This is a genomic window from Zhongshania sp. (assembly GCF_041584495.1).
Classification (GTDB): domain Bacteria; phylum Pseudomonadota; class Gammaproteobacteria; order Pseudomonadales; family Spongiibacteraceae; genus Spongiibacter.
Genome location: NZ_JBFHDY010000015.1, coordinates 23,144 through 43,880 on the forward strand (window position 1 = coordinate 23,144; position 20,737 = coordinate 43,880).

Genomic DNA, 20,737 nt, shown 5'->3' on the forward strand with positions numbered 1-20,737 from the left:
GTCAAACAAACAATAAGCAAAAAAATCCCCGCAGCTCACTCTGCGGGGATTTTGCGTTATAGCGCTACTCACCGGCAGCTTAGCTGCCTAAATCAGTTAAAAGCTAACCTGTGAAACTTGATAAGCACTATTACTATGAATATCGCAGGGGTTTGCCACTTCTTCGCTTTGTCCTGGGTCAACGCTAAATGACTGCACGCTCATTACTGACTTTTTAGCGATGTCATCTTTATAGTAGCTGAAGACGCCACTGATTTTAGTACTGCAGCTATTTCTGACCACAAAACGCGTCGATACCTTATCGCGATTAAAATAAGCACAGCTCGATTGCTCTGAATTCGCAGGGAAGCTCTGCACATCCCAGTCTAAGCAATTTTCCGGTTCGGCGTTTACCGTTAACACTGTAGTAGCTAAAAAGCAGGATAAAAGGCTAAAAAGTATAATTTTATTCATGATTTGCTCGCGTCTATGTTTACCTTACTACCGTTTGGCTATGTGCTCCCTACAACAGCAGTAGTGATCCTAAGATGTACAATAGTTAATTATTACGTGAATTGGCAGTGCGTATTTCCGCTTAGGCTCGTCAAAAAACAACAAAAATATACTTTAAAATCATTATCTTATAAAAAATTCAAAGACTGCCTGAGCGGTTATAAATGCGCCAAATTTGTGACCCATATCGCAAATAAAATTACTTGTTAGATTAAGGAAACGAGGATTTACGCTTTATAACGGCTAAAATAAGCCGCCGCAACAACCTACCCTTAAGCCCGGAAACCGTATTCAGGCCTAAGCTGAACAATACGTTATGCGCGGCGTCACTACGGTGCGCTGGTTTAATCGCCAGCAATATAGCTTGCCACCATGGCAGGCTTGCGAGGGCTTTTAGTGCCTTTGCTGCACGTAATTCATCGTTACTAAAATCACAGCCGAATGGGTAACTTGGCATCATCTTGCGACTTTGTGCCCACGCGACATCCCGCTGAATCCGCGCAGCTGAGTTTTCTCGATAAGCAGCCGGTATTTGGTAATCGGCAGCAAGCTTGCCCGCCGCCTTTGCACTGCGCAATAGGTCCGACTGAAATCGCGAGTCGGCAATATTAATCAGCGCTTTAGCAACCTCTTCGTCGGTTTTAGAACGCAAATCAGCAATACCGTATTCCGTAATAACAATGTCCCGCAAATGGCGGGGAATAGTGCAGCTGGCAAAATTGTCGACGATATTCGAGCGCGCCTTACCCCTCTCCATTCGCGTGGAACGAATCATCAATATCGAGCGACCGTCGCTCAGTTGATGGGCCATCGCCACAAAATTGTATTGACCACCCACGCCAGATACCACCTGACCTGACTCGAGGGTATCGGAGGCGACAGCGCCCTGCAGACTGACATTTAAACCGGTATTAATGAAACGTGCGCGGCGACGCTGCGCTTGATATAAACGTGGATTAAGATCCAGCTGATTGATTTTATCGACGCCACACATCGCCAGCTTGCCACGTGCCTCGGTCGTGAGTTCACGCAAACCGCGATAAAACGCCTCACTGCCCAGAAAAAAGCCGCCGTGAAGAACCTTGCCATTACGCAGCGCCGTTCCCAAACATTTTTCAGCCATAAAGCGCTGACTCACAGGGTTGGCCATATTCGCCGCGACGGACTCGCCGTCAGCGGCAATAATATAGCCATCGCAATACTGGCATTGCTCTTTAAAATAACCGTGGTATTGCAGCACCGCAAAGTCTTTGCCGCGCAACTCCCGAACACCAAGGTCGGCCATCGCCGCAATCGAATCGGCACTAATTGCCTGTGGCTGGCAAACACCTTCATTCACCAACAGCTGTAAGGCCCAAAAATCATAGACCTCGCGCTTTAAAATGCCGCTGCCAAAAAGTTGCCAAAAGCCCTCTACAAACATTTCGGTAGCGCCGTACAAGCCCTCAACAAAGGGATCACTACCACCGTAGGCGGCGATTAAATCACCCCAGCGACTATCGATCTTAAAGCGGCTCAGCAAGGCCTGATAGTCGTCATTCCGGCTGTGACGGAGCTGAACACCATGTACGATGGCATCGCTCATTGCGCCAATGCCAAGCTGCAGTGTGCCGCCATCGGCAATTAGGCAGCTGGCGTGCAAACCAATGGCATAATCGCTAGGCGATACCGGCGGCAATTTCGGCATCACAAATAAGCCGTGTTCGCTGGCATTGGTGTCGAGAACGAAGTCGTATTGATCGGCACTGACTTCCGCGTCACCAACCATATACGGCAAATCGGGGTGCACCACCGCCACACTCACAAAGTCTCGGCCAAGCGCGACAAGTCGCTGTACAACGTCGGCAGAGGTATCTGGGTTACAGCTCATACTCAAACGCTGAGTGTCTTGTGGATCTTGTGCCACCAGTTGCATCACCACATTGCAACCCTGGGCCACCACATCTCGCGCAGCATGAGTGTAATTAGAGCTAATATAATGTTGCTGGGCACCGGCATTACCCAAGCGACTGCCCGGTTTAAAATAAAATTCGCGAACCGCAATATTGGCTGGCAGGGCATTTTCCCGAACCGCTTGTGCATAACTCGGTTCGGTATAATTAGCGTAGAGACGGTCAAATACCGGATTTAATAATCGTCCTCTAATGGGATGCGTCTCGCTGGGCCGCTCCAAGGTGAGCGCCGTTAAAATCGTTAGCGAAATACTCGTGTCTTGGCAGGCACGCGCATAAATAGCGTTAACCAGTTCGATGGGTTTACCCAAGCCCAGTGGCAAAGCGAGCACAAGGTTTTTTCCTACGCGCGCAATAATGGCGTCTATACATGCCGCGTAGCGCGCTTGAAGTAATTCGACATCGCTGCCTTCAGGCCGTTGCATACATCTCCACGTCAAAACCGTTTAATTTCACCTTAGCAAAGCCAAATTAAGCTGCCCAAGCGCTGGTCAGGGCCACCGAACAACGAAAACCAAATACGCTAATTCAATGCCACTTGGCTCAAATGTAAAAACAGCAGCGCCATGAGTAAAGAATGGCGCAGTAAGTCAATAATAGTGACCAAGACCTATGTAGGGTATCGCGATAATACGACAATGAATAGCGCCTCCGTCGCGCGAAATTGAACCAGAAACGACATTAGGATCAACCCAAACTATGCCGGCACTCAACGACCCGCTCGAATTACCCTGTGGAGTGATACTCCCAAATCGCTTATTAAAATCGGCCATGACCGAGGGCCTGGCGAATAGTAAAGATCAAGCTACACCACGGCTCGCAGCTTTGTACAAGCGGTGGGCTGAAGGCGGTACCGGCACACTCGTCACCGGCAATGTCATGGTCGACCGTCGCTTTCTTGAGCGCCCTGGCAATGTGGTTATCGAGGGCAACGGCGGCGAAGCAGCCCTGCAGGATTGGGCGTCAGCCGGTACCTCGGCAAACAATCAGCTGTGGATGCAAATCAATCATCCCGGACGCCAGTGCCAACGCCAAGTATCCGCCCAGCCGCTGGCGCCGTCTGACGTTGGCATTGATCTCATTGGCATGTTTGGCCGACCCAAACCCATGACCGAGGCCGATATTCGCTACACCATTCAGCGCTACGCAAATGTTGCCGCTAGCGCAAAAGCCGCTGGCTTTACCGGGGTCCAAATACACGCAGCGCACGGCTACCTCATCAGCCAATTTCTATCGCCTATCGCCAATACCAGAGACGACCAGTGGGGTGGTTCACTTGAAAACCGCGCTCGCTTTCTTCTTGAGACCGTTGCTGCGGTGCGCGCGGCAGTTGGTCCGCGCTTTGCCATTTCCGTTAAACTTAACTCCGCTGATTTTTCCAAGGGCGGATTTAGCCACGAAGACAGCCTACGCGTCGCCCAGTGGCTTTCAGAGGCGCGCATTGATTTACTAGAGGTATCTGGCGGGACTTACGAGAAGCTAGCGCTAATGGGAGATCAAGGCGATGAAGACACACCAGACACCAGCCGCCATCGCGAAGCCTACTTTTTAAAGTATGCTCAGGGAATTCGCGATGTTACCCAAATCCCCCTCGCCATTACCGGTGGTTTTCGTAGCAGAGATGCCATGCAACAAGCGCTGGACAGCGGCGCGCTCGATGTTATCGGCGTAGGTCGGCCACTGTGTTCCCAGGCAGACATCAAGCCGCTGCTGGCGGGCGAACAAAGCAGCCTGCCAAACTGGGAGGCAGCACTGCAGCTTGGCGCCGGTTGGCTTGGCCCTAAAAGTAGCAACCAGAAAATCCGTACGCTTAACTTTGGCGCCGCCACCCAATGGTATTACCGTCAAATTATCGATTTAGCGGAGGGTCGCGAGCCAACAACCCACAAAGGTTTGCTGCGAGTCATGATGAAACACATGTATTCAGAAAGAAGAATGGCAAAAAGACGGGCAAAACGGCTGCGAGAATAATGTAAAACGGCTGCGACTCTTCAAATCTATACTGAAAAGTTGCAGTCGTGTCTGAGCTTAGGTTTTGCTCAATGCAGTTTCAGCCGAGGCCGCAATAAGCGATTAAATCGACCGGCCAATAATAACATTAAGGTACGTGCCCAACCGTATATTGCCGCTTGATGCAGGCGATACAAACTGATATACATCATCCGCGCCAGCCAACCCTCAACAAAAAAGTTGCCGCCACGCACGCCACCCATTAAATTTCCCAGCGCAGAGTATTTCGAAAGCGACACCAACGAACCGTGATCGCGATACTTAAATGCCTGCAAAGGCTGACCTGCCAATATGCGTTTTAGATTCGCGGCCATGTGCATTGCCATCTGCTGAGCAGACTGGGCTCTAGGTGGAATATTTTTACCTGGGCTGAGTTCGCAGGCGCAGCAATCGCCTATCGCAAAAACAGCCGGATCGGCAGTTTGCAACTGCTCATTTACCACCAATTGATTTATGCGATTAGCGTCAAGTTCTAAAGTGCTGAGGATATCCGGCGCTTTAATACCTGCGGCCCACACCAAAATATCGGCATCGATACGGCTGTCATCGCTGGTAACAAAACCGCTGGTATCCGCTGCCTTCACCTTGGTATTGGTATGAACTTTCACTCCCATTTTTTCCAACTCAGATTGCGCGGCGGTGGCAACCTCATCTTTGAGCGCGGGCAGTATGCGCGGCCCTGCTTCAATAACATGTACTTGTAAGCGACTACGGTCCAATTGTTCGTGACCATAAAGTTTTAGTAGCGCCACAGCATGGTGAATTTCTGCGGCCAGTTCAACGCCGGTCGCCCCGCCTCCGACAATGGCAATAGACAAAGCACTATTATTAAAATTGGCAGTCATGCAATGATTTAAAAAACGCTCGTGAAAGCGATCGGCCTGAACGCGGGTATCTAAGAACAAACAATGCTCTCGCACCCCAAGGGTATTAAAGTCATTGCCTAGACTGCCAACCGCGATCACCAAATAATCGTAGCTTATACGCCGCTTAGGCAGCACCTCACGACCACTCGGCCCGACTATCTCATCTAAAATCAGTTCTTTGTGTTCCCGGTCAAGACCAATAACCTGCCCCATCGCGAAGTGATAATAGTTTTGATAGGCGTGGGCACGATAATCAACCGCATCGAGATCAGAGTCTATTGCACCGGTGGCAACCTCATGAAAGCGCGGCTTCCATATATGACTCGCGCCGCTGTCGACCAGGGTAATTTCAGCGTTGCCGCATTTACCCAAACTGCGGCCTAATTTTGTGACCAGAGGCAAGCCACCTGCACCACCGCCAACAACCACTATTTTTGCTACCACGTTTACCTCCAAAAGATATTTTTAAACCTTATCGACCGGCCGTCATTTAACTAGCTTACGGACCAATCAAATTCCATCTGCTTTGCAGTTTGCAGCGCTAGGTCGAGACTGCACAATCGCGCCACTAGGTGTAAACTCATGTCGATTCCCGCAGAAATCTCCACCGAATTTACCACCGCGCCCCAGTCTAGCCAGCGCACACCTTCACATACCTACAGGGCGAGAAACTGCATTTTAAATCGGCAATATCTTGCCCGTGGGTGGTCACTCCTTGGTCTGTGACCACCCCCGCACCCGCCAATAAAAATACCCCGGGCAAATCAAGGCAGTAATTTTGCTACTCGCCGACTGGGCGGCAATCCACGCCGACACCGACGCATTGCTCATCCCCTCCTTGTGAACACCACCAACACTCAAAACATCGATATCTGGATGATCAGCAAAACTGTAATGGGGGGGTATCCGCTAGCCACCTCCTGCAAGTAATGGGCCCGGCGTTTCACTCACTAAAAAGACATTAATTGCGTCTTTCCGTTCAGCCAGTCGACTGGCCGTTGAAAACACCTCAAAGAGACCAACAAAATCCAACAAGTCGGCATTCGGGTATACATAGATACCGATATTCATGAGATTGCTCGCACCCATATAGCTCAAAGATCGGGCTTTAAATCCGAGCTTACAAAAGCGATTACGCCGCAGCACCATAATAGCGCTGAGCGCGTTACCCTGCGCATCGCAAACCGTACAAGCGAGCTGAATGGAAAGGGCAAATGATCAAAAATACTTGCCGTGTCTTCGGCCAATTGTCATCACAGATCCAGCGGGAATACAGCAAGCACCAATAGAAATTTTCGTCTAGAGACTTGCCAATAAGGTAGGCTTGCGCGCGCGGCTCGGCGCTAAGCCAGTCATTCAGGGTCACGTCAGGCTTTTGATTTAAGTACTCGAAGATCAAACTCGAATCCCCAATTTTTGCATCGCCGTCTTCAATAAACGGCAACTTGCCATTGAGCGACTTGCGCAAATACGCCACTGATGATGTCAGCTTATAGGGCAATTTCGCCATTCTTAAAAAGGCGTCTACCTTAAGCACAAAAGGGTTAGCATCGATTAGGCCATACGCCTGCTTAAACCCATATAATGTAATCACCGCAATTATCCTCGCTAAAACACGACGGCGTATTGCGCCTTACGGGCCATTTAGCATAATCCGTGTTGCCAACTGAATTTCGCGCAAAAACCCCGTTAATGCGAATATCAAAAACACCATGGCAAACACAAATAGCGCCGCCACCACCAAGCTGCTATTCCACTCCATTACCGCGCTAATGAACAACATGGCGATGACCACACAAACCAACAAAGCACTGCTTGTACTAAAGCCAATAGAGCGATGTACCACGCGAGCGCGCCGCGTTAGCATGGCTAATTCTTCATTCACCGCCACACCGCGCTCAACGCTAAGTGACTCTAGGCGATGATGCAAAGAACGGCTGCGATCAATAATTCGCGCTAAACGATTAGTGAGTACATTGAGAATACCGCCGATACCCGCGAGTAAAAAAACCGGAGCAACCGATTGTTGAATCGCATGGGCGATGGTGACAACTTCAATTTCTACTGCCATGAAGGACCTTAATTACACGCTTAAAGAAATTCACACATTCACAAAAACTTGTTCGCCTTCGCACTCTACTTTAAAGGTATTGAGGGCTTTTGGGGCTTTACCAAGGGCGATTAACTTATGCGTCCAGCCCGGCATGGGCATGCCGATGAAAGCATTTGTCCAGTCGATATTTTCGCCAGTTAGTAAATTAAAGCTAGAGCCATGAAACGGACAAGTCACCGCGCCATCGCAAATTTTACCTTTGCCCAAGGGCAAGCCAAGGTGTGGACAGCGGTTTTCTACCGCGCAGATCTGACCATTCACTTTGGTCAACAATACTTTGGCGCCGCCCAGGGTTTTGTTTAAGAAGGCGCCCTCTTCGATCTCATCAAGATTTGCTGCAAAAATTCGTTCCATTTCTGTGCTCCTTAGAATTAATCAAACAGTATGTTTAACCCCAGCTCTGCCTTCAGCCTTATCTTATATAGCCAGCAAACAGGCCCCAGGCGGAGTTAATCGCCATTACAGCAAGGGTAAGGCAGTCTTACTCACTGGCGACTTCATAACAAAACTTGAGTGTACGCCGGTGACACCATCAATTCGAGTAATCTTATTTAATAGCAAGGCCTGAAAGCCATCCATATCGGCCACAATGACTTTGAGCAGGTAATCGGCCGCCTGGCCGGTGATTAAATGGCACTCTAAAACCTCGGCACACGCGGCCACATGGCGCTCAAAATTTTCAAACCGTTCAGGGGTGTGCCTGTCCATACTGATATGAATAAACGCCATGAGATTCAGACCGAGCGCTCGCGCATTGAGCAGGGCCCGATAACCGGCCAGCACCCCGCTCTCTTCTAGCCTACGCACCCGTCGCAAACAGGGTGACGGCGACAAGCCAATGCGATCTGCTAGCTCTTGGTTGCTGAGTCGGCCATCGGCCTGTAGGGCGTCTAAAATCCGCTTATCATAGGCGTCTAACTTCACAATAAAATCACCGCATCCGTATTTATAAGCATAATATGCCAATAAAAATTAAAACTCAGCAATTATTAACACATTAAACGTCTTTTTAACACTAAGTTCGCAATCACCTGCTGCGCCGCTATCTCTATACTGGGAACCGTGAAGTTACCCCTTCACCGTTATCGCCAGCCAGCTTGCAACACCCCGCAAACTGAACACGCGACCAAGCTCTTACACCACAAGAGTGAATGAAAACGCCCGGCCTCGCCGGGCTTCGATACCAAAACATTCGCAGCCAAATCTTCGCACTCGCTTACTAAAAGGAATAGAGATCCATCATGGCCGACTTTAACCACCGCAAATACCGCGCGACACCGGCAATTGTCATGACTGACCGCCAGTGGCCCAACAACACCATCAGCCAAGCGCCCCAGTGGTGCTCTGTGGACCTTCGTGACGGTAACCAGGCATTGGTTGAACCCATGACGGTACAGCAAAAATTGCGGATGTGGGATTTGCTGGTCAAACTCGGCTTCACCCAAATTGAAGTGGGTTTTCCCGCCGCCTCTCAGCCCGATTTTGACTTTGTTCGCGCTCTAATTGACGGTGATCGCATTCCGGACAATGTCACGGTTCAAGTCTTAACCCAGGCGAGGGAAGAATTAATCGCCCGCAGCTACGAGGCGCTTAAAGGCGCAAAGCAAGCCATTATTCACGTTTACAATTCCACCAGCCCGGTGCAGCGCGAGCGCGTATTTGGCTTGGAACGCGACGGGATAACGGCGATTGCCGTACAAGGCGCGCGCTGGGTAAAAGAATATGCAGCGCGCAATCCCGAAACAAAGTGGTCGTTTCAATATTCGCCAGAAAGCTTCAGCAGCACCGAAGTCGATTTTGCGGTTGAAATCAGTGACGCGGTTATCGCCGAATGGCGTGACACCGGCGCGCCAATCATTATTAATCTGCCCGCCACCGTCGAGTGCGCCAGCCCCAACGTATTTGCCGACCAAGTGGAATGGTTTTGCCGCCACACGCAGTATCGCAAAGACATTACCGTGTCGGTTCACACCCACAATGATCGCGGCTGTGGCGTTGCTGCAGGCGAGCTTGCGGTCATGGCCGGTGCCGACCGAGTTGAAGGCACCCTACTGGGTAATGGCGAGCGCACCGGCAATATGGATATTGTCACCATGGCCATGAACCTTTACAGCCAAGGCGTAGACCCAAAACTGAACTTAGCCGACATGGACGAGATCATTGCCGTTGTTGAGCACTGTACAACGATTCCCCTGCACCCTCGCCACCCCTATGCCGGTGAGCTGGTATTTACGGCGTTTTCAGGTAGCCATCAAGATGCCATTCGCAAGTGCCTAGGCAAGCAGAGCGAGAACGAACACTGGCAAGTCGCGTATTTACCAATAGACCCCGCTGACCTTGGGCGCAGCTACGAAGCCGTGATTCGCATTAACAGCCAGTCAGGTAAAGGTGGGGTGAGCTGGGTACTGGAAAACGACTATGGACTGCAACTACCGCGCTGGCTGCAAATTGACGCCAGTCGCGCAGTACAGGCTAAGGCCGAGGAAATTGCCGGTGAAGTTAGCGCTAAGCAAATATGGGAACTGTTCGACGAACACTATCTGCAAACAGCGCGCGACACCGAATTAAGTCATTTCGCCATTAGCCAAAACAACGCCGAAAACCACGGCCAAGATCAATTGAGGCTGAGCTTTAAATACCAAGGCAAAGAAATCGCATTACAAGGACACGGCGATGGCGCCATCAGTGCGCTGGTCAACGCCTGGCAGCAGGAATTTGGCGACAAAGTAGAAGTACTCGACTACCGCGAACACGCACTGGACACCGGCACCGCCTCTCAGGCTGTAGCCTATGTGCATCTGTCGATCAATAATCAGCGCTACATTGGCGTCGCCATGCACCGCGATGTGGTTACCGCGTCATTGCAGGCAGTGCTAAGTGCAGCGAGTCAGGCGGTGGTGGCGGCTAAAGCCGCTTAACGCGGCACGGGAGACGGGAGACGCTAAACCAATTCGGTGTACGGTTTAGTCTTTTGCGTCTCCCGTCTCCCGTCAAGCGTAACGCGTCGATTCAATGTGCCTTTTGATACAACATCGTAATCAAATCCGCTTCTGACGCAGAAATACCGCAGCGCTCAGCAAGCTCTTTGGCGCTAAGGCCTTTGTCCGCAAGGCCAATGGCCTGCTGGTAAAAACGTACATCTTTTTTATCGGCATCTTGACGCTGTTGACGAGAGCCGAGCATTTCCAGGTATTCCTCTAGCGCGGTAACGCGCTCACCCAAGAGGCTCATCGCAGAGTTTTGAAACTCAATTTTTTTCTCAAGCTGGGCAATTTTATCATCCGCCGTCGGCGCTTGCGGGCCGTCTTGGGCGCTTGGCCGCCGAGCTTTCAGTGCAAATAATAATAAGCCCACACCGACGACACTCAGCAGTAAACCGAGCAGTGATACCTCGCTCAAGCTACCAAACCAATTACCAATTAAAGCGGAAAACTGATGATTCGTGTCCATAATATTCACTCCGCAAGGCTAGTTTGCCGTCCAGTCGGTAAGTCGACATTTTAAGCGCACTATCGCTTGACTATGAATCTGACATACCCGTGACTCGCTAACGTCCATAACCTCACCGACTTCTTTGAGGTTTAAACCACTGTCGTAATACAGCGCCATGACCAGCTTTTCGCGCTCGGGCAGGCTATTAATATGGGTCGCGAGGGCCTGCTGAAAATCATCTTCTAATACATTTTCTAGCGGGGCGTAGCGATCGTCACCGCCGCCGATGTCAGCGGGTTCCTGCTCGCCTTCGCCAACTTGCTCCAAACTAAATAAGCGTACTGAGCTGGTATCGCGTAACAGCTCATGGTATTCATTGAGGGAAACCCCCATTTCTGCAGCAATATCTGCGCTTCCCGCTTCGCGCCCTAGACGAGCCTCGGTGCGGCGCACCGCCTCGGTCATTTCGCGCAACTGGCGAGTTACTGAGCGCGGCGCCCAGCCGCTCTGGCGCATTTGGTCAATCATGGCACCGCGAATACGAATACTGGCGTAGGTTTCGAAACTCGCGCCTTTATCGGCCTGATAGTGGCTACCCGCCTCGAGTAAACCGATCATCCCGGCCTGAATCAAATCGTCTACCTCAACACTGGCGGGCAGACGGCTAACCAAATGATAGGCAATCCGCTTTACCAAAGGCGCATGTCGGCTAACGAGGTCTTCGCGACTGCCGTTTTGAACATCGAGGTAAGCGGCGTGACCGTTCACATTGGCACTCCCGCCGTAGACTCTGCAGCATTTGCATTATCAAACATTCGGTCGACAAAAAATTCAATATTGCCACTCGGTCCGGCGGGCCCTTCCCACTTATCGACGGTCTCCGCCAACTTGCGAAAGGCAAGTGAAGATTCAGCACCAGGATACAAGTCACTCACGGCCTGTTGCCGTGAGTCGGCCTTTATTAAATAGGGGTCGCGAGGAATAAATCCGGCAAACTCTAGACTAACGTCTAAAAAACGCCGTGCCACTTCGTTAAGTCGCTCAAAGCCATCGCGGGCTTGATCATGACTGTCCACCATATTGCGCAATACTTTAAACCGCCGAATACCCGCGTCACGATTCATGACTTTAATCAGCGCGTAGGCGTCGGCCATGGACGTTAGCTCATCAGTAACAACCACCATGACATATTGGCTGGCGCGACAAAAAGTCACTACGCTATCGGAAATGCCAGCGGCAGTATCGACGATTAATACGTCGTAATCGTCCTTTAATTCACTGAGCGAACGAACAATGGCAGCGTGCTGGTCGGTGCCCAAATCTGCCATTTTCTTGACTCCCGACGCGGCCGGAATAATCGTAATACCCACTGGCCCTGGAACGAGAATATCTTGAATTGCACATTGGCCATCCAACACATGAGACAAATTCCATTTCGGACGCAAACCCAGCATAATATCGACGTTTGCCAAACCTAGGTCTGCGTCCATCAACAGTACACGGCGGCCACGACGCGCTAATTGACAGGCTAGATTAACCGAAACATTGGTTTTACCCACCCCACCCTTACCACTGCTTACCGCTATTACTTTTACTGCGCTCATCTAATTATCATTCTCCCGTAAACACCATCGCAGCTTATTTTAGGCCGGTACCGGCAAAAATACTCTACGCATAAGCCCGCACTAAACCTGAATGTCCATGCACGCCGGTCGAACGCCGTTACACCCGTAAACTCAAACCACCTTGCACTGCGATTGGCGCAACATTTGCATTTTGCTGAGCAGCCTCAGCGAACGCAGGTTGATGCTCAATTTCTGGCCCGAGCTTTAGCTCAAAGGCCCGCGCCATACGCACCGCCATGTTCACAAGCTTAGCGCCATCTGCTGCAGACAAGTTCTGTGGAACTTTGGGACCATTGGCACACCACGCTACCGGCAGGCGATGTTGGATTAAGTTAGAAATCACGCCACCCAAGCGCATCGCCTCGTCGATGCGTGTCACAATTGCGCCCAGTGGCGCCAATGGCGCGTAGGCATCAATTATCTCGCTTTGCACATAGGCCTCCGCGTCGGCAGGCACGGTGACAAAAACCTGGACATCTTGCATAGCCGCAGTCAATTGCAGTAATTCATTGATACCTCGGCTGTCGCGAAAGGACATGCCAGCGGTATCGATCAAAACCAACTTTTTCTTACGCAAAATACGATAGGTTTTAACCGCCTCTTCTAGATCGACCGCCGTATGCACTGGAATTTGCAAAATACGACCATAGGCTCGAAGCTGCTCCTGGGCACCCACTCTAGCGACATCCGTCGTCAATATCGCAATGCCCTCGCGACCATGAGTTAAGACGTGCTGGGCGGCAATTTTAGCGATGGTTGTGGTTTTACCCGCGCCCTGGGGGCCTACCAGGCACACTGCGCCGACGCTGGGTGGCGTCATGGTTGGCAGCTGTTTGATTAATAACATTTTGAGAATTTCACGCTGTAGCGCATCGCTCTCGTCCCCCGGTATCTCCGCGCATAAGCGACGCCCTAAGCTGGGGTCTACATCCAAACTGGCCAAATAAGAATTCAACTCTCGCTGTTCTGGTGCTTTAAAACTGGCTTGCTGCCAATTGTGGCCCTTGAGTTGATCCATAAGCATCGACTTCATCGACGACAACTCTTGTTTAAGGGTAAGTAATTCATCTTTTTGCGACCACGCCAGCTGTGGACTTTGACTCACTAGCGGCGCAGTGCGCTCACTTTGGTGGTGTTGGGGTGCACTGGCGCCAAGATCTTGGCGTTCAGCCATGGGCAGCTCTGCCGATGCTGTCGCCTTCTTTTGGCGATCAAATAAGGCATCGAGCGCCGTGCGCTCGCGGCGTGGCGCTGGGGCCTGCGCCGGTGCAAATTGTTGGGTAATTTGTCTGGCCATCTGCTGCGCGGCAGTTTCAGTCGGCGCATTTTGCGGCGGCGTCATCATAGAGTCGCTGCTGTCATCAAGGCTTACAACCACCTCGACCCCGCCATCTATAGTATGAAAATCCAGAATAACCGCATCTGGGCCGTGGGCAGCTCGCACTAAGCGCATGGCTTGCTGGCTGTCGGCAGCACGATATTTCTTTACTTGCATACTCATTCTCCTACAAGCCGCGTTTTACGCTAAGCGCGCCTGTTGCCCAATGGTAGACAGCAAACGCACCTGCTTGCTATCTGGTACTTCGTTATACGACAACACCGATAAGCCAGGAACACTGCGCCGGGTAAAGCGCGATAACCAAGCCCGTATCGACGGTGACACCAGCACTACCGCAGGCTGACCTGATAACTCCTGACGATGGCTGAAATCGGCCAATTCATTTTGCAATCGCTCCGCAATACCGGGCTCCAAACCAACCGCCCCAGAACTGCCTCTGAGCATATCTTGCAACAACTGTTCCAGATCAGCATCCAGCGCAGAAACTGGCAATTCATCATCTAAGCCATTGATTTCTTGAACAATCATTCGTCCCAAAGCCACTCGAACACCCTCCAATAATTCGTCAGGGTTCTTGCTACGCGGTGCCTGCTCCGCCAAACTTTCGGCGATCATTCGTATACTGCGGATCGAAACCCCTTCTTTTAGCAAGCTCTGCAGAACCCTAACCACAATACTAAGCGGCAATTGTTTGGGCACCACATTCTCTACCAAGCGAGGATCCGTTTTGGCTAATCTGTCTAAGAGCTGCTGTACTTCTTCATGCCCCAATAACTCGTGCGCGTGCTGTTTAATCACTTGGCTAAGGTGAGTAGCGATGACCGTACAGGGGTCAACCACCGTATAACCCATGGTTTGCGCCTGATCGCGCTGACTAGAGTCGATCCAAATCGCCTCCATACCAAAGGCCGGGTCTTTCGTGGTCGCACCTCGTAAGCCGGGCTGGGCGCCGCCGGGATTAATAGCCAAGTCTTTGCCGACCTGAATATCGCCCTGGGCAATGGTGTCGCCCAATAGCAGAATGCGGTAACTTCCTGGTGATAACTCCAAATTATCGCGGATATGAACCGGCTGAATCAGAAAGCCCAAATCCTTAGAGAGCTTTTTACGTACCCCAGTAATCCGGCCGATTAATTCCCCGCCTTGATTGCGGTCTACCAAGGGAATTAGGCGATAGCCCACTTCTAAGCTCACCACGTCCATGTGCGTCACTTCATCCCAGCTCAGTTCACTGGGTTCACGGGGCGCCGCTGCCACGTCTTCATTCGACTCCTCTTCAGTAACAAACTCTGGGGCATTCTTTTTCTTATTTTGGAGCCACCAGCCACTGCCACCACAGGCCGCAGCGAGCATTAAAAACACCAAATTGGGCATGCCGGGAATAACGCCAATTAAGGCCATTAGAGTCGCCGACAAATACAAGACATTGGGATTGGCAAACATCTGACTAGCCATCTGCTCGCCCATATTCTGGGGACGCGAAATGCGAGTAACAATAATCGCCACGGCGGTCGACAGCAGTAAGGACGGTAGCTGCGCCACCAAACCGTCACCAATCGTCAACAAAGTATAGTTGTGCATGGCCTGATCAAAGCTCAGGCCATGCTGGCTCATGCCCACACCCAGACCACCAATAACATTGATGAACAGAATCATAATGCCAGCCACAGCGTCGCCGCGCACAAACTTGCTAGCACCGTCCATAGAGCCGTAGAAATCCGCTTCAGTGCGCACTTCTTCGCGGCGCCGACTGGCCTCTTCCTGATTTAACAGCCCCGCATTTAAATCTGAGTCGATAGCCATTTGCTTACCCGGCATCGCGTCTAGGGTGAATCTGGCGGTGACTTCTGAAACACGACCCGCGCCCTTGGTGACCACCACAAAATTAATAACAACCAAGATAATGAAAACAACAATACCGACAACATAATTGCCGCCAATAACAAATTCACCAAAGGACTCAATTACTTTACCCGCGGCGCCGGGACCAGTGTGGCCTTCAAGCAATACCACTCGAGTTGAGGCGACATTCAGTGACAAGCGCAACAAGGTCGCGAGCAGCAATACCGTGGGGAACACCGAAAAATCAATGGGCCGTTCGACGTAAATCACCGCCAGAATAATGACGAGCGACAGGGCAATATTGAAGGTAAACAGTAAATCGAGCAGAAATGGCGGCATTGGGATAACCAGCATCCCGAGGCACGCAATAAGCATGGCCAGCACGCCAACGCCACTACTGGCGACTTTCTCCAGCCAGCCATTCCTTGCAATAGTTTGTGTCGCTGCTGCCATACCCACTCTCTTTAAGATGGATTTCTCAGCGCGCAAAAGCGCCAAAATTTCGTCGTTACCGAGAGTAATTGCAACAACAGGGCCAACTTGCTACGAAGACGCAGAAGGCTTGACGGGAGAAGGGAGACGCACAAGCTTCGCGAAGAGCTGCGTTCTGATTTAGCGTCTTACGTCTCCCGTCAAGCATTCAGCGCAGAATTTATGGCACCAATCACCGCCACGCTGCCGCCAAACTCGCGGATCAGCTCACAGCAAATCTTTCAAATACGCATCATCCACTTCTGGTTCTGGTGGTTCGGGGTAGTCGCCACCGAGGGTCTCCCAACTACGCAGCTGATAGACATAGGTCAGGATCTGGGCAACGGCTAGGTAAAGTCCGCCAGGAATCTCCGCGTCCAAATCAGTACTCGCAAATACGGCACGAGCTAAACGGGGGGATTCAACAATGGGAACGTCGTGTTCCATAGCCAACTCACGGATCTTAGCGGCAATATTGTCAGCACCTTTTGCTAACAAGGTCGGCGCCGCCATGCGGGCTTCATCGTATTTCAGGGCCACGGCAAAATGGGTGGGGTTGGTGATAATAACGTCGGCGGTGGGGACTTTTTCCATCATCCGGTTATTGGCAGCGGCTTGCTGCATTTCCCGCAGTTTGGCTTTTACTTCTGGGCGGCCGTCAGATTCTTTGTGCTCATCCCGCACTTCTTGGCGGGTCATGCGCAATTCCTTGTGGTAATTCCACAGTTGCCAGGGCACATCGATGGCCGCTATTGCGAGTAGCGGCAGGCTCACAATAAAAAAGAACCAAACCAGCAGTGATGCGCTGTTTTTAATCGCCTCTTTTGGCTCTTGCAAACCCAAGCCGAGAATATCGCCGGCCAACCCAGAGAGGAGAAATATCGCCGCCGCGCCAATAAACACCATTTTCATAAGCGCCTTAGCTAATTCACCGAGGCTACGCAGAGAAAATAACTTAGCGACCCCCTTAATCGGGTCCATGCGCGATGGCTTAACGCTTAAATTAAATGTCCAACCACCTAAGATAGTAGAAGAAAACACCACGGCAATAATGGCGATTAGCACTAATGGCCAAATTGTTAGTAAGCCACGAACCAAGGTTTGGTAGAGTCGACTTGCTAATTCTCGCTCGTCAGCAATGAGAAAGCTCGGCGACAAACTACTCGACAGTAGGTCTTGCAATGCCACCGCCAACTGCCCGCCAGTAAATAGCAAAATAGCGGCGCCCGACAGGGTGACCATCATGGTGGTGAGTTCCTTTGAGCGCGGTACCTGCCCCTTTTTGCGGGAGTCGGCGAGTTTTTTCTCCGATGCGTCTTCTGTGCGTTCTTGGCCGTCTTCGTTCTCAGCCATGATTTACATCCCGAGAAATTGCTCGGCGGCCACAAAGGCAGCACCGAGACCAGAAGACAAAAGTGGCAATAAATTTGGTAACAGACGATCCACCACCATAAAGCCAATTAACATCGCGATTGGGAAACCCACCGCAAACAAGTTCAAGGTGGGCGCTGCGCGGCTAACCACACCCATCGCAAGCTGCACCACTAACAGTGCCACCACAGCGGGAATAGCCACTCGAATTGCACCGGTAAACAACTCCGCACCGCGTACAATAACCACCCCAAGCTGGTCGCCAGATAAGGCGCCACCGCCAATTGGCCAATACTCAAAGCTTCGCGCCAATAAATCTAAAAAATCCAGATGGCCATTCATGGCGACAAAGAGCAGCATGGTAAATATCAATAAGAACTGAGACAAAACCGGCACTTGCACGCCACGCTGCGGGTCGACCATCATCGCAAAACCCAAGCCCATACCCATGGCGATTAACTGCCCCGCCAAAATGATGGCGTCAAACACCAGCTGAATAATAAAACCAAGACATAGCCCAATGAGAAACTCATTGGCAATAAGGAGCATGGTTTCTAGGCCCAGTAAATTCATTGACGGGGGGGCAGGCAAAATCGGTAGCAGAACCGCAGTGATAAACACCGCCACCATAATTCGAGCGCGGGCGGGAATATAAGCAGCACTAAATAAGGGAGCCGTCATCATGGCCCCACCTACCCGTATAAAAGGCAGCCATGCACTCGCCAGCAAGGCGCTGAGCTGGTCTGCAGTGAGCCCCATCACGATAAGGTCACCCCACCAGGCTCGGGATCATTTCAAACAGCTGGGTGGTGTAGTCTATTAATTGACGTAGCATCCACGGGCCCGCTATACCCAGCACCACCACAAGCACTACCAGCTTTGGAATAAAGCTTAAGGTCATATCTTGAATTTGGGTGGCTGCCTGAAACATACCAATCATCAAACCAGCAGCCAGCGCCGACAGCAATAAGGGCGCGGCCAATAACACCGTTACATTCATGGCCTGCCGGCCAAGTTCAATAACCGTGTCGGCATTCATTGGTAAAAGCTCGCTGCTAATGAGCCCATTACCAAGCTCCAGCCGTCTACTAGCACAAACAACATAATTTTAAAGGGCAGCGATATCATCATCGGTGACAACATCATCATACCCATCGACATCAACACACTGGCGACCACCAAATCAATGACTACAAAAGGGATAAATAATAGAAAGCCAATTTGGAAGGCTGTTTTCAGCTCACTGGTTAAAAACGAGGCCATTAAAATGGCAAAGGGTACGTCCTCGGGTTTGTCAAAGGTATTTTGACCGGTGATCTCAGCAAACCGGGCAATGTCTTCTTCACGAGTCTGCCTTAGCATAAAGGCGCGAAAAGGTTTAAAGCCAGCTTCAACGGCCTGTTCAAAGGGTATTTCTTCCGCTATATACGGTTTAATTGCATCGTTATATGCAATTTCTGCCACTGGCTGCATAATAAACATGGTGAGAAACAGCGCCAAACTCAGCAAAATTTGGTTTGACGGAGTCTGCCCCGTGCCTAGTGCTTGGCGCAGTATCGACAATACAATCATAATCCGCGTAAACGCAGTCATTCCTAACAGTAACGCGGGCAATAAGGTCAGCGCCGTCATTACCGCCAGCAATTGCAGCGATACCGTATACTCTTGCCCTCCCCCCGCTGCAGGCATAGCGGTTACGGCGGGCAAAGACAGCTGCGCTGCGTTGGCGAATAACGGCAGACACGTTGCTATGAATAACAGCGATTTAGCTATGCGACTCATGATGCACCCCCAGAATCGCGGCTTGAGGTCTTAGGTGCAGATTGTTTGGGCAAGCGCGCTAATAATTTAGCAAAGGGCGAATCTTGAGGAATCACCTCGTCGCTACCTTGCGGCGACGACCAGGTATGCAATGTATTGATCGCCGTTGCGGTACAACCTAGCAGCAGTTTTTCATCACCGACCTGCACCACCAAGAGTTTTTCTTTCATACTCAACGGAATCTGGCCAACCACCGCGACGCCAGCTTGATTAGGCCCCGCCACTAAACGGCTTTTACGTAACAACCACATTAGAACCACAATACACAGCGACACCAGCAATAGACTGCCAAGCAAACCACTAATATCGAGTTGCCCCAAGCCCGGCGCAACCGCCGGCAAGACTGGCGCTGCCGCACTGGTCTTTGCCATCGCTAATGGCTCTGCCGTTTCGGCAACGTCCTCGCACCAAGCGGGCAAAGCAGTCGCGGTTATAATGCCACCGCCCCCATAAACCGCCCTACGCAATGACACCATCATCCCCGGCGCTCACGCTCTTCTTGGCCCACGACTTCGGTGAGCATAATGCCAAATTTGTCTTTAACCACGACAATTTCGCCACGCGCGACTAGCGTATCGTTTACCAAAACATCAAGCGGCGTACCTGCTGCGCGATCCAATTCAATAATCGCGCCCTGACTAAGTTCGCGCAAATCTCGGATACTCATTTTAGTTCGCCCAACTTCAACAGCGACATTGACGCTGACATCCATAATCATATCGAGGCTCATATCATTACTCATACGTCCACTCCCCGACTGGCTAGCTGCTGGCTTTGTTTGCTGAGCGCTTGTGTGTTCATTTAATTCCTTAATTTCTGCGGCGCTTACCGCCTCTTTTCGATTAGTGGCCGCTGCCACTGATTCTTGATTATTGACGTCGTCTGTCATGCATCCTCCTCAGCGCTGGGGCCGCTTTTTCGGCACTGGTCCCTCGAGTTTCACCGCTAAATTTCCCTGGTGACTGCCAAATCGCCCCCGCATAAACGGCTTACCATCAACTTCCAAAATCAGTTCATCTGGCGAGGGCAAATCAATAATATCGCCAACTTTGAGACCGGCGACTTTTTTCAAACTCAGTTTGGTTTGCGCTAACACCGCCACCAATTCTATCGGGGCCGACGCCAAACCTTCCAGCAAACGATCTCGCCAATCATCACTAGAAGGTTTGCGCTTACTTTGCGCGGGATCACTTAGGCTGTCGCGCACTGCATCAATGGCACTCCATGGCACAATCGACCACAGGCCGCCAACAAAATCGCCGATATTAATTGTAAATCGGGTGGCAACTAAGGAATCTGCTTCGCTAATGGTGTCGAGCATGCGCGGGTCGTTGTATTGCGCGGCAATTGTCGGATCAGTTTTTATTACCGACTTCCAGGCACTGGCAATATCCGGGAGCAAA

At 51.1% G+C, this 20,737-nt stretch carries 23 protein-coding genes; 2 read left to right on the forward strand and 21 right to left on the reverse strand.

Annotated elements, in window-relative coordinates; all coding sequences use genetic code 11:
* Positions 1–96: 96 nt before the first annotated feature.
* Positions 97–453 (reverse strand): hypothetical protein, encoded by a 357-nt coding sequence (locus tag ABYP33_RS04715; RefSeq protein ID WP_373088918.1) that lies wholly within the window; start codon positions 451–453, stop codon positions 97–99.
* 250 nt (positions 454–703) lie between these two features.
* Positions 704–2,869: an acetyl-CoA hydrolase/transferase C-terminal domain-containing protein gene (locus ABYP33_RS04720; protein WP_373088920.1), complete on the reverse strand. Its 2,166-nt coding sequence runs from the start codon at positions 2,867–2,869 to the stop codon at positions 704–706.
* Positions 2,870–3,143: 274 nt separating this feature from the next.
* Between ABYP33_RS04720 and ABYP33_RS04725 the strand changes: the two genes are divergently transcribed.
* Positions 3,144–4,415, forward strand: a complete 1,272-nt coding sequence (locus ABYP33_RS04725) for an NADH:flavin oxidoreductase/NADH oxidase family protein (RefSeq protein ID WP_373088922.1) — start codon at positions 3,144–3,146, stop codon at positions 4,413–4,415.
* 68 nt (positions 4,416–4,483) lie between these two features.
* Here the strand turns inward: ABYP33_RS04725 and ABYP33_RS04730 are convergent, their stop codons facing one another.
* The 7 genes from ABYP33_RS04730 to ABYP33_RS04760 form a co-directional block, all read right to left on the reverse strand.
* The gene (locus ABYP33_RS04730; RefSeq protein WP_373088924.1) at positions 4,484–5,764 is read right to left on the reverse strand and encodes an NAD(P)/FAD-dependent oxidoreductase; all 1,281 of its coding nucleotides are present in this window, start codon (positions 5,762–5,764) and stop codon (positions 4,484–4,486) included.
* Between the two features lie 50 nt (positions 5,765–5,814).
* Entirely contained in the window at positions 5,815–5,964 is a 150-nt protein-coding gene (locus tag ABYP33_RS04735) for a hypothetical protein (RefSeq protein ID WP_373088926.1), read from the reverse strand.
* Positions 5,965–6,229: 265 nt separating this feature from the next.
* On the reverse strand, positions 6,230–6,391 hold the full coding sequence (locus ABYP33_RS04740; protein WP_373088928.1) for a hypothetical protein: 162 nt from the start codon (positions 6,389–6,391) through the stop codon (positions 6,230–6,232).
* 94 nt (positions 6,392–6,485) lie between these two features.
* The gene (locus ABYP33_RS04745; protein WP_373088930.1) at positions 6,486–6,914 is read right to left on the reverse strand and encodes a Tom37 metaxin N-terminal-like domain-containing protein; all 429 of its coding nucleotides are present in this window, start codon (positions 6,912–6,914) and stop codon (positions 6,486–6,488) included.
* Positions 6,915–6,953: 39 nt separating this feature from the next.
* On the reverse strand, positions 6,954–7,391 hold the full coding sequence (locus tag ABYP33_RS04750; protein ID WP_373088932.1) for a DUF2721 domain-containing protein: 438 nt from the start codon (positions 7,389–7,391) through the stop codon (positions 6,954–6,956).
* 30 nt (positions 7,392–7,421) lie between these two features.
* The gene (locus tag ABYP33_RS04755) at positions 7,422–7,787 is read right to left on the reverse strand and encodes a Rieske (2Fe-2S) protein (RefSeq protein WP_008246949.1); all 366 of its coding nucleotides are present in this window, start codon (positions 7,785–7,787) and stop codon (positions 7,422–7,424) included.
* Positions 7,788–7,892: 105 nt separating this feature from the next.
* The gene (locus ABYP33_RS04760) at positions 7,893–8,357 is read right to left on the reverse strand and encodes an Lrp/AsnC family transcriptional regulator (protein WP_373088934.1); all 465 of its coding nucleotides are present in this window, start codon (positions 8,355–8,357) and stop codon (positions 7,893–7,895) included.
* Positions 8,358–8,674: 317 nt separating this feature from the next.
* Here ABYP33_RS04760 and leuA point away from each other — a divergent pair, with 317 nt between their 5' ends.
* Positions 8,675–10,351 carry a 2-isopropylmalate synthase gene (leuA, locus tag ABYP33_RS04765; RefSeq protein ID WP_373088936.1) on the forward strand — a complete coding sequence of 559 codons (1,677 nt, stop codon included), beginning with the start codon at positions 8,675–8,677 and terminating at the stop codon, positions 10,349–10,351.
* Between the two features lie 91 nt (positions 10,352–10,442).
* On the opposite strand, the gene ABYP33_RS04770 is transcribed toward leuA, so the two are convergent.
* The 12 genes from ABYP33_RS04770 to ABYP33_RS04825 all read right to left on the reverse strand — a co-directional run.
* Positions 10,443–10,883, reverse strand: coding sequence for a DUF2802 domain-containing protein (locus ABYP33_RS04770; protein ID WP_373088938.1), 441 nt, complete (start codon positions 10,881–10,883; stop codon positions 10,443–10,445).
* 18 nt (positions 10,884–10,901) lie between these two features.
* Positions 10,902–11,633 carry an RNA polymerase sigma factor FliA gene (locus tag ABYP33_RS04775; RefSeq protein ID WP_373088940.1) on the reverse strand — a complete coding sequence of 244 codons (732 nt, stop codon included), beginning with the start codon at positions 11,631–11,633 and terminating at the stop codon, positions 10,902–10,904.
* The gene (locus tag ABYP33_RS04780; RefSeq protein WP_373088942.1) at positions 11,630–12,469 is read right to left on the reverse strand and encodes a MinD/ParA family protein; all 840 of its coding nucleotides are present in this window, start codon (positions 12,467–12,469) and stop codon (positions 11,630–11,632) included. The genes ABYP33_RS04775 and ABYP33_RS04780 overlap by 4 nt, the downstream gene beginning before the upstream one ends.
* A 118-nt stretch (positions 12,470–12,587) precedes the next feature.
* Complete coding sequence (gene flhF / locus ABYP33_RS04785; RefSeq protein ID WP_373088944.1) at positions 12,588–13,985, reverse strand: flagellar biosynthesis protein FlhF; 1,398 nt, start codon at positions 13,983–13,985, stop codon at positions 12,588–12,590.
* A 24-nt stretch (positions 13,986–14,009) separates the two neighbouring features.
* Positions 14,010–16,124: a flagellar biosynthesis protein FlhA gene (flhA, locus tag ABYP33_RS04790; protein WP_373088946.1), complete on the reverse strand. Its 2,115-nt coding sequence runs from the start codon at positions 16,122–16,124 to the stop codon at positions 14,010–14,012.
* A gap of 246 nt (positions 16,125–16,370) precedes the next feature.
* Complete coding sequence (gene flhB / locus ABYP33_RS04795; protein WP_373088948.1) at positions 16,371–17,495, reverse strand: flagellar biosynthesis protein FlhB; 1,125 nt, start codon at positions 17,493–17,495, stop codon at positions 16,371–16,373.
* A gap of 3 nt (positions 17,496–17,498) precedes the next feature.
* Entirely contained in the window at positions 17,499–18,272 is a 774-nt protein-coding gene (fliR, locus tag ABYP33_RS04800) for a flagellar biosynthetic protein FliR (RefSeq protein ID WP_373088959.1), read from the reverse strand.
* 10 nt (positions 18,273–18,282) lie between these two features.
* Positions 18,283–18,552 carry a flagellar biosynthesis protein FliQ gene (gene fliQ, locus ABYP33_RS04805; RefSeq protein WP_008249184.1) on the reverse strand — a complete coding sequence of 90 codons (270 nt, stop codon included), beginning with the start codon at positions 18,550–18,552 and terminating at the stop codon, positions 18,283–18,285.
* On the reverse strand, positions 18,549–19,295 hold the full coding sequence (gene fliP, locus ABYP33_RS04810; protein WP_373088951.1) for a flagellar type III secretion system pore protein FliP: 747 nt from the start codon (positions 19,293–19,295) through the stop codon (positions 18,549–18,551). Before fliP ends, fliQ begins: the two co-directional genes overlap by 4 nt.
* A complete protein-coding gene (gene fliO / locus ABYP33_RS04815; RefSeq protein WP_373088953.1) occupies positions 19,292–19,813 on the reverse strand; it encodes a flagellar biosynthetic protein FliO in 522 nt (173 codons plus the stop codon). Before fliO ends, fliP begins: the two co-directional genes overlap by 4 nt.
* Positions 19,810–20,223: a flagellar motor switch protein FliN gene (gene fliN / locus ABYP33_RS04820; RefSeq protein ID WP_373088955.1), complete on the reverse strand. Its 414-nt coding sequence runs from the start codon at positions 20,221–20,223 to the stop codon at positions 19,810–19,812. Before fliN ends, fliO begins: the two co-directional genes overlap by 4 nt.
* Before the next feature lie 9 nt (positions 20,224–20,232).
* Positions 20,233–20,737 (reverse strand): flagellar motor switch protein FliM (locus tag ABYP33_RS04825; protein ID WP_373088957.1); only part of this gene is annotated, 505 nt, incomplete at its 5' end.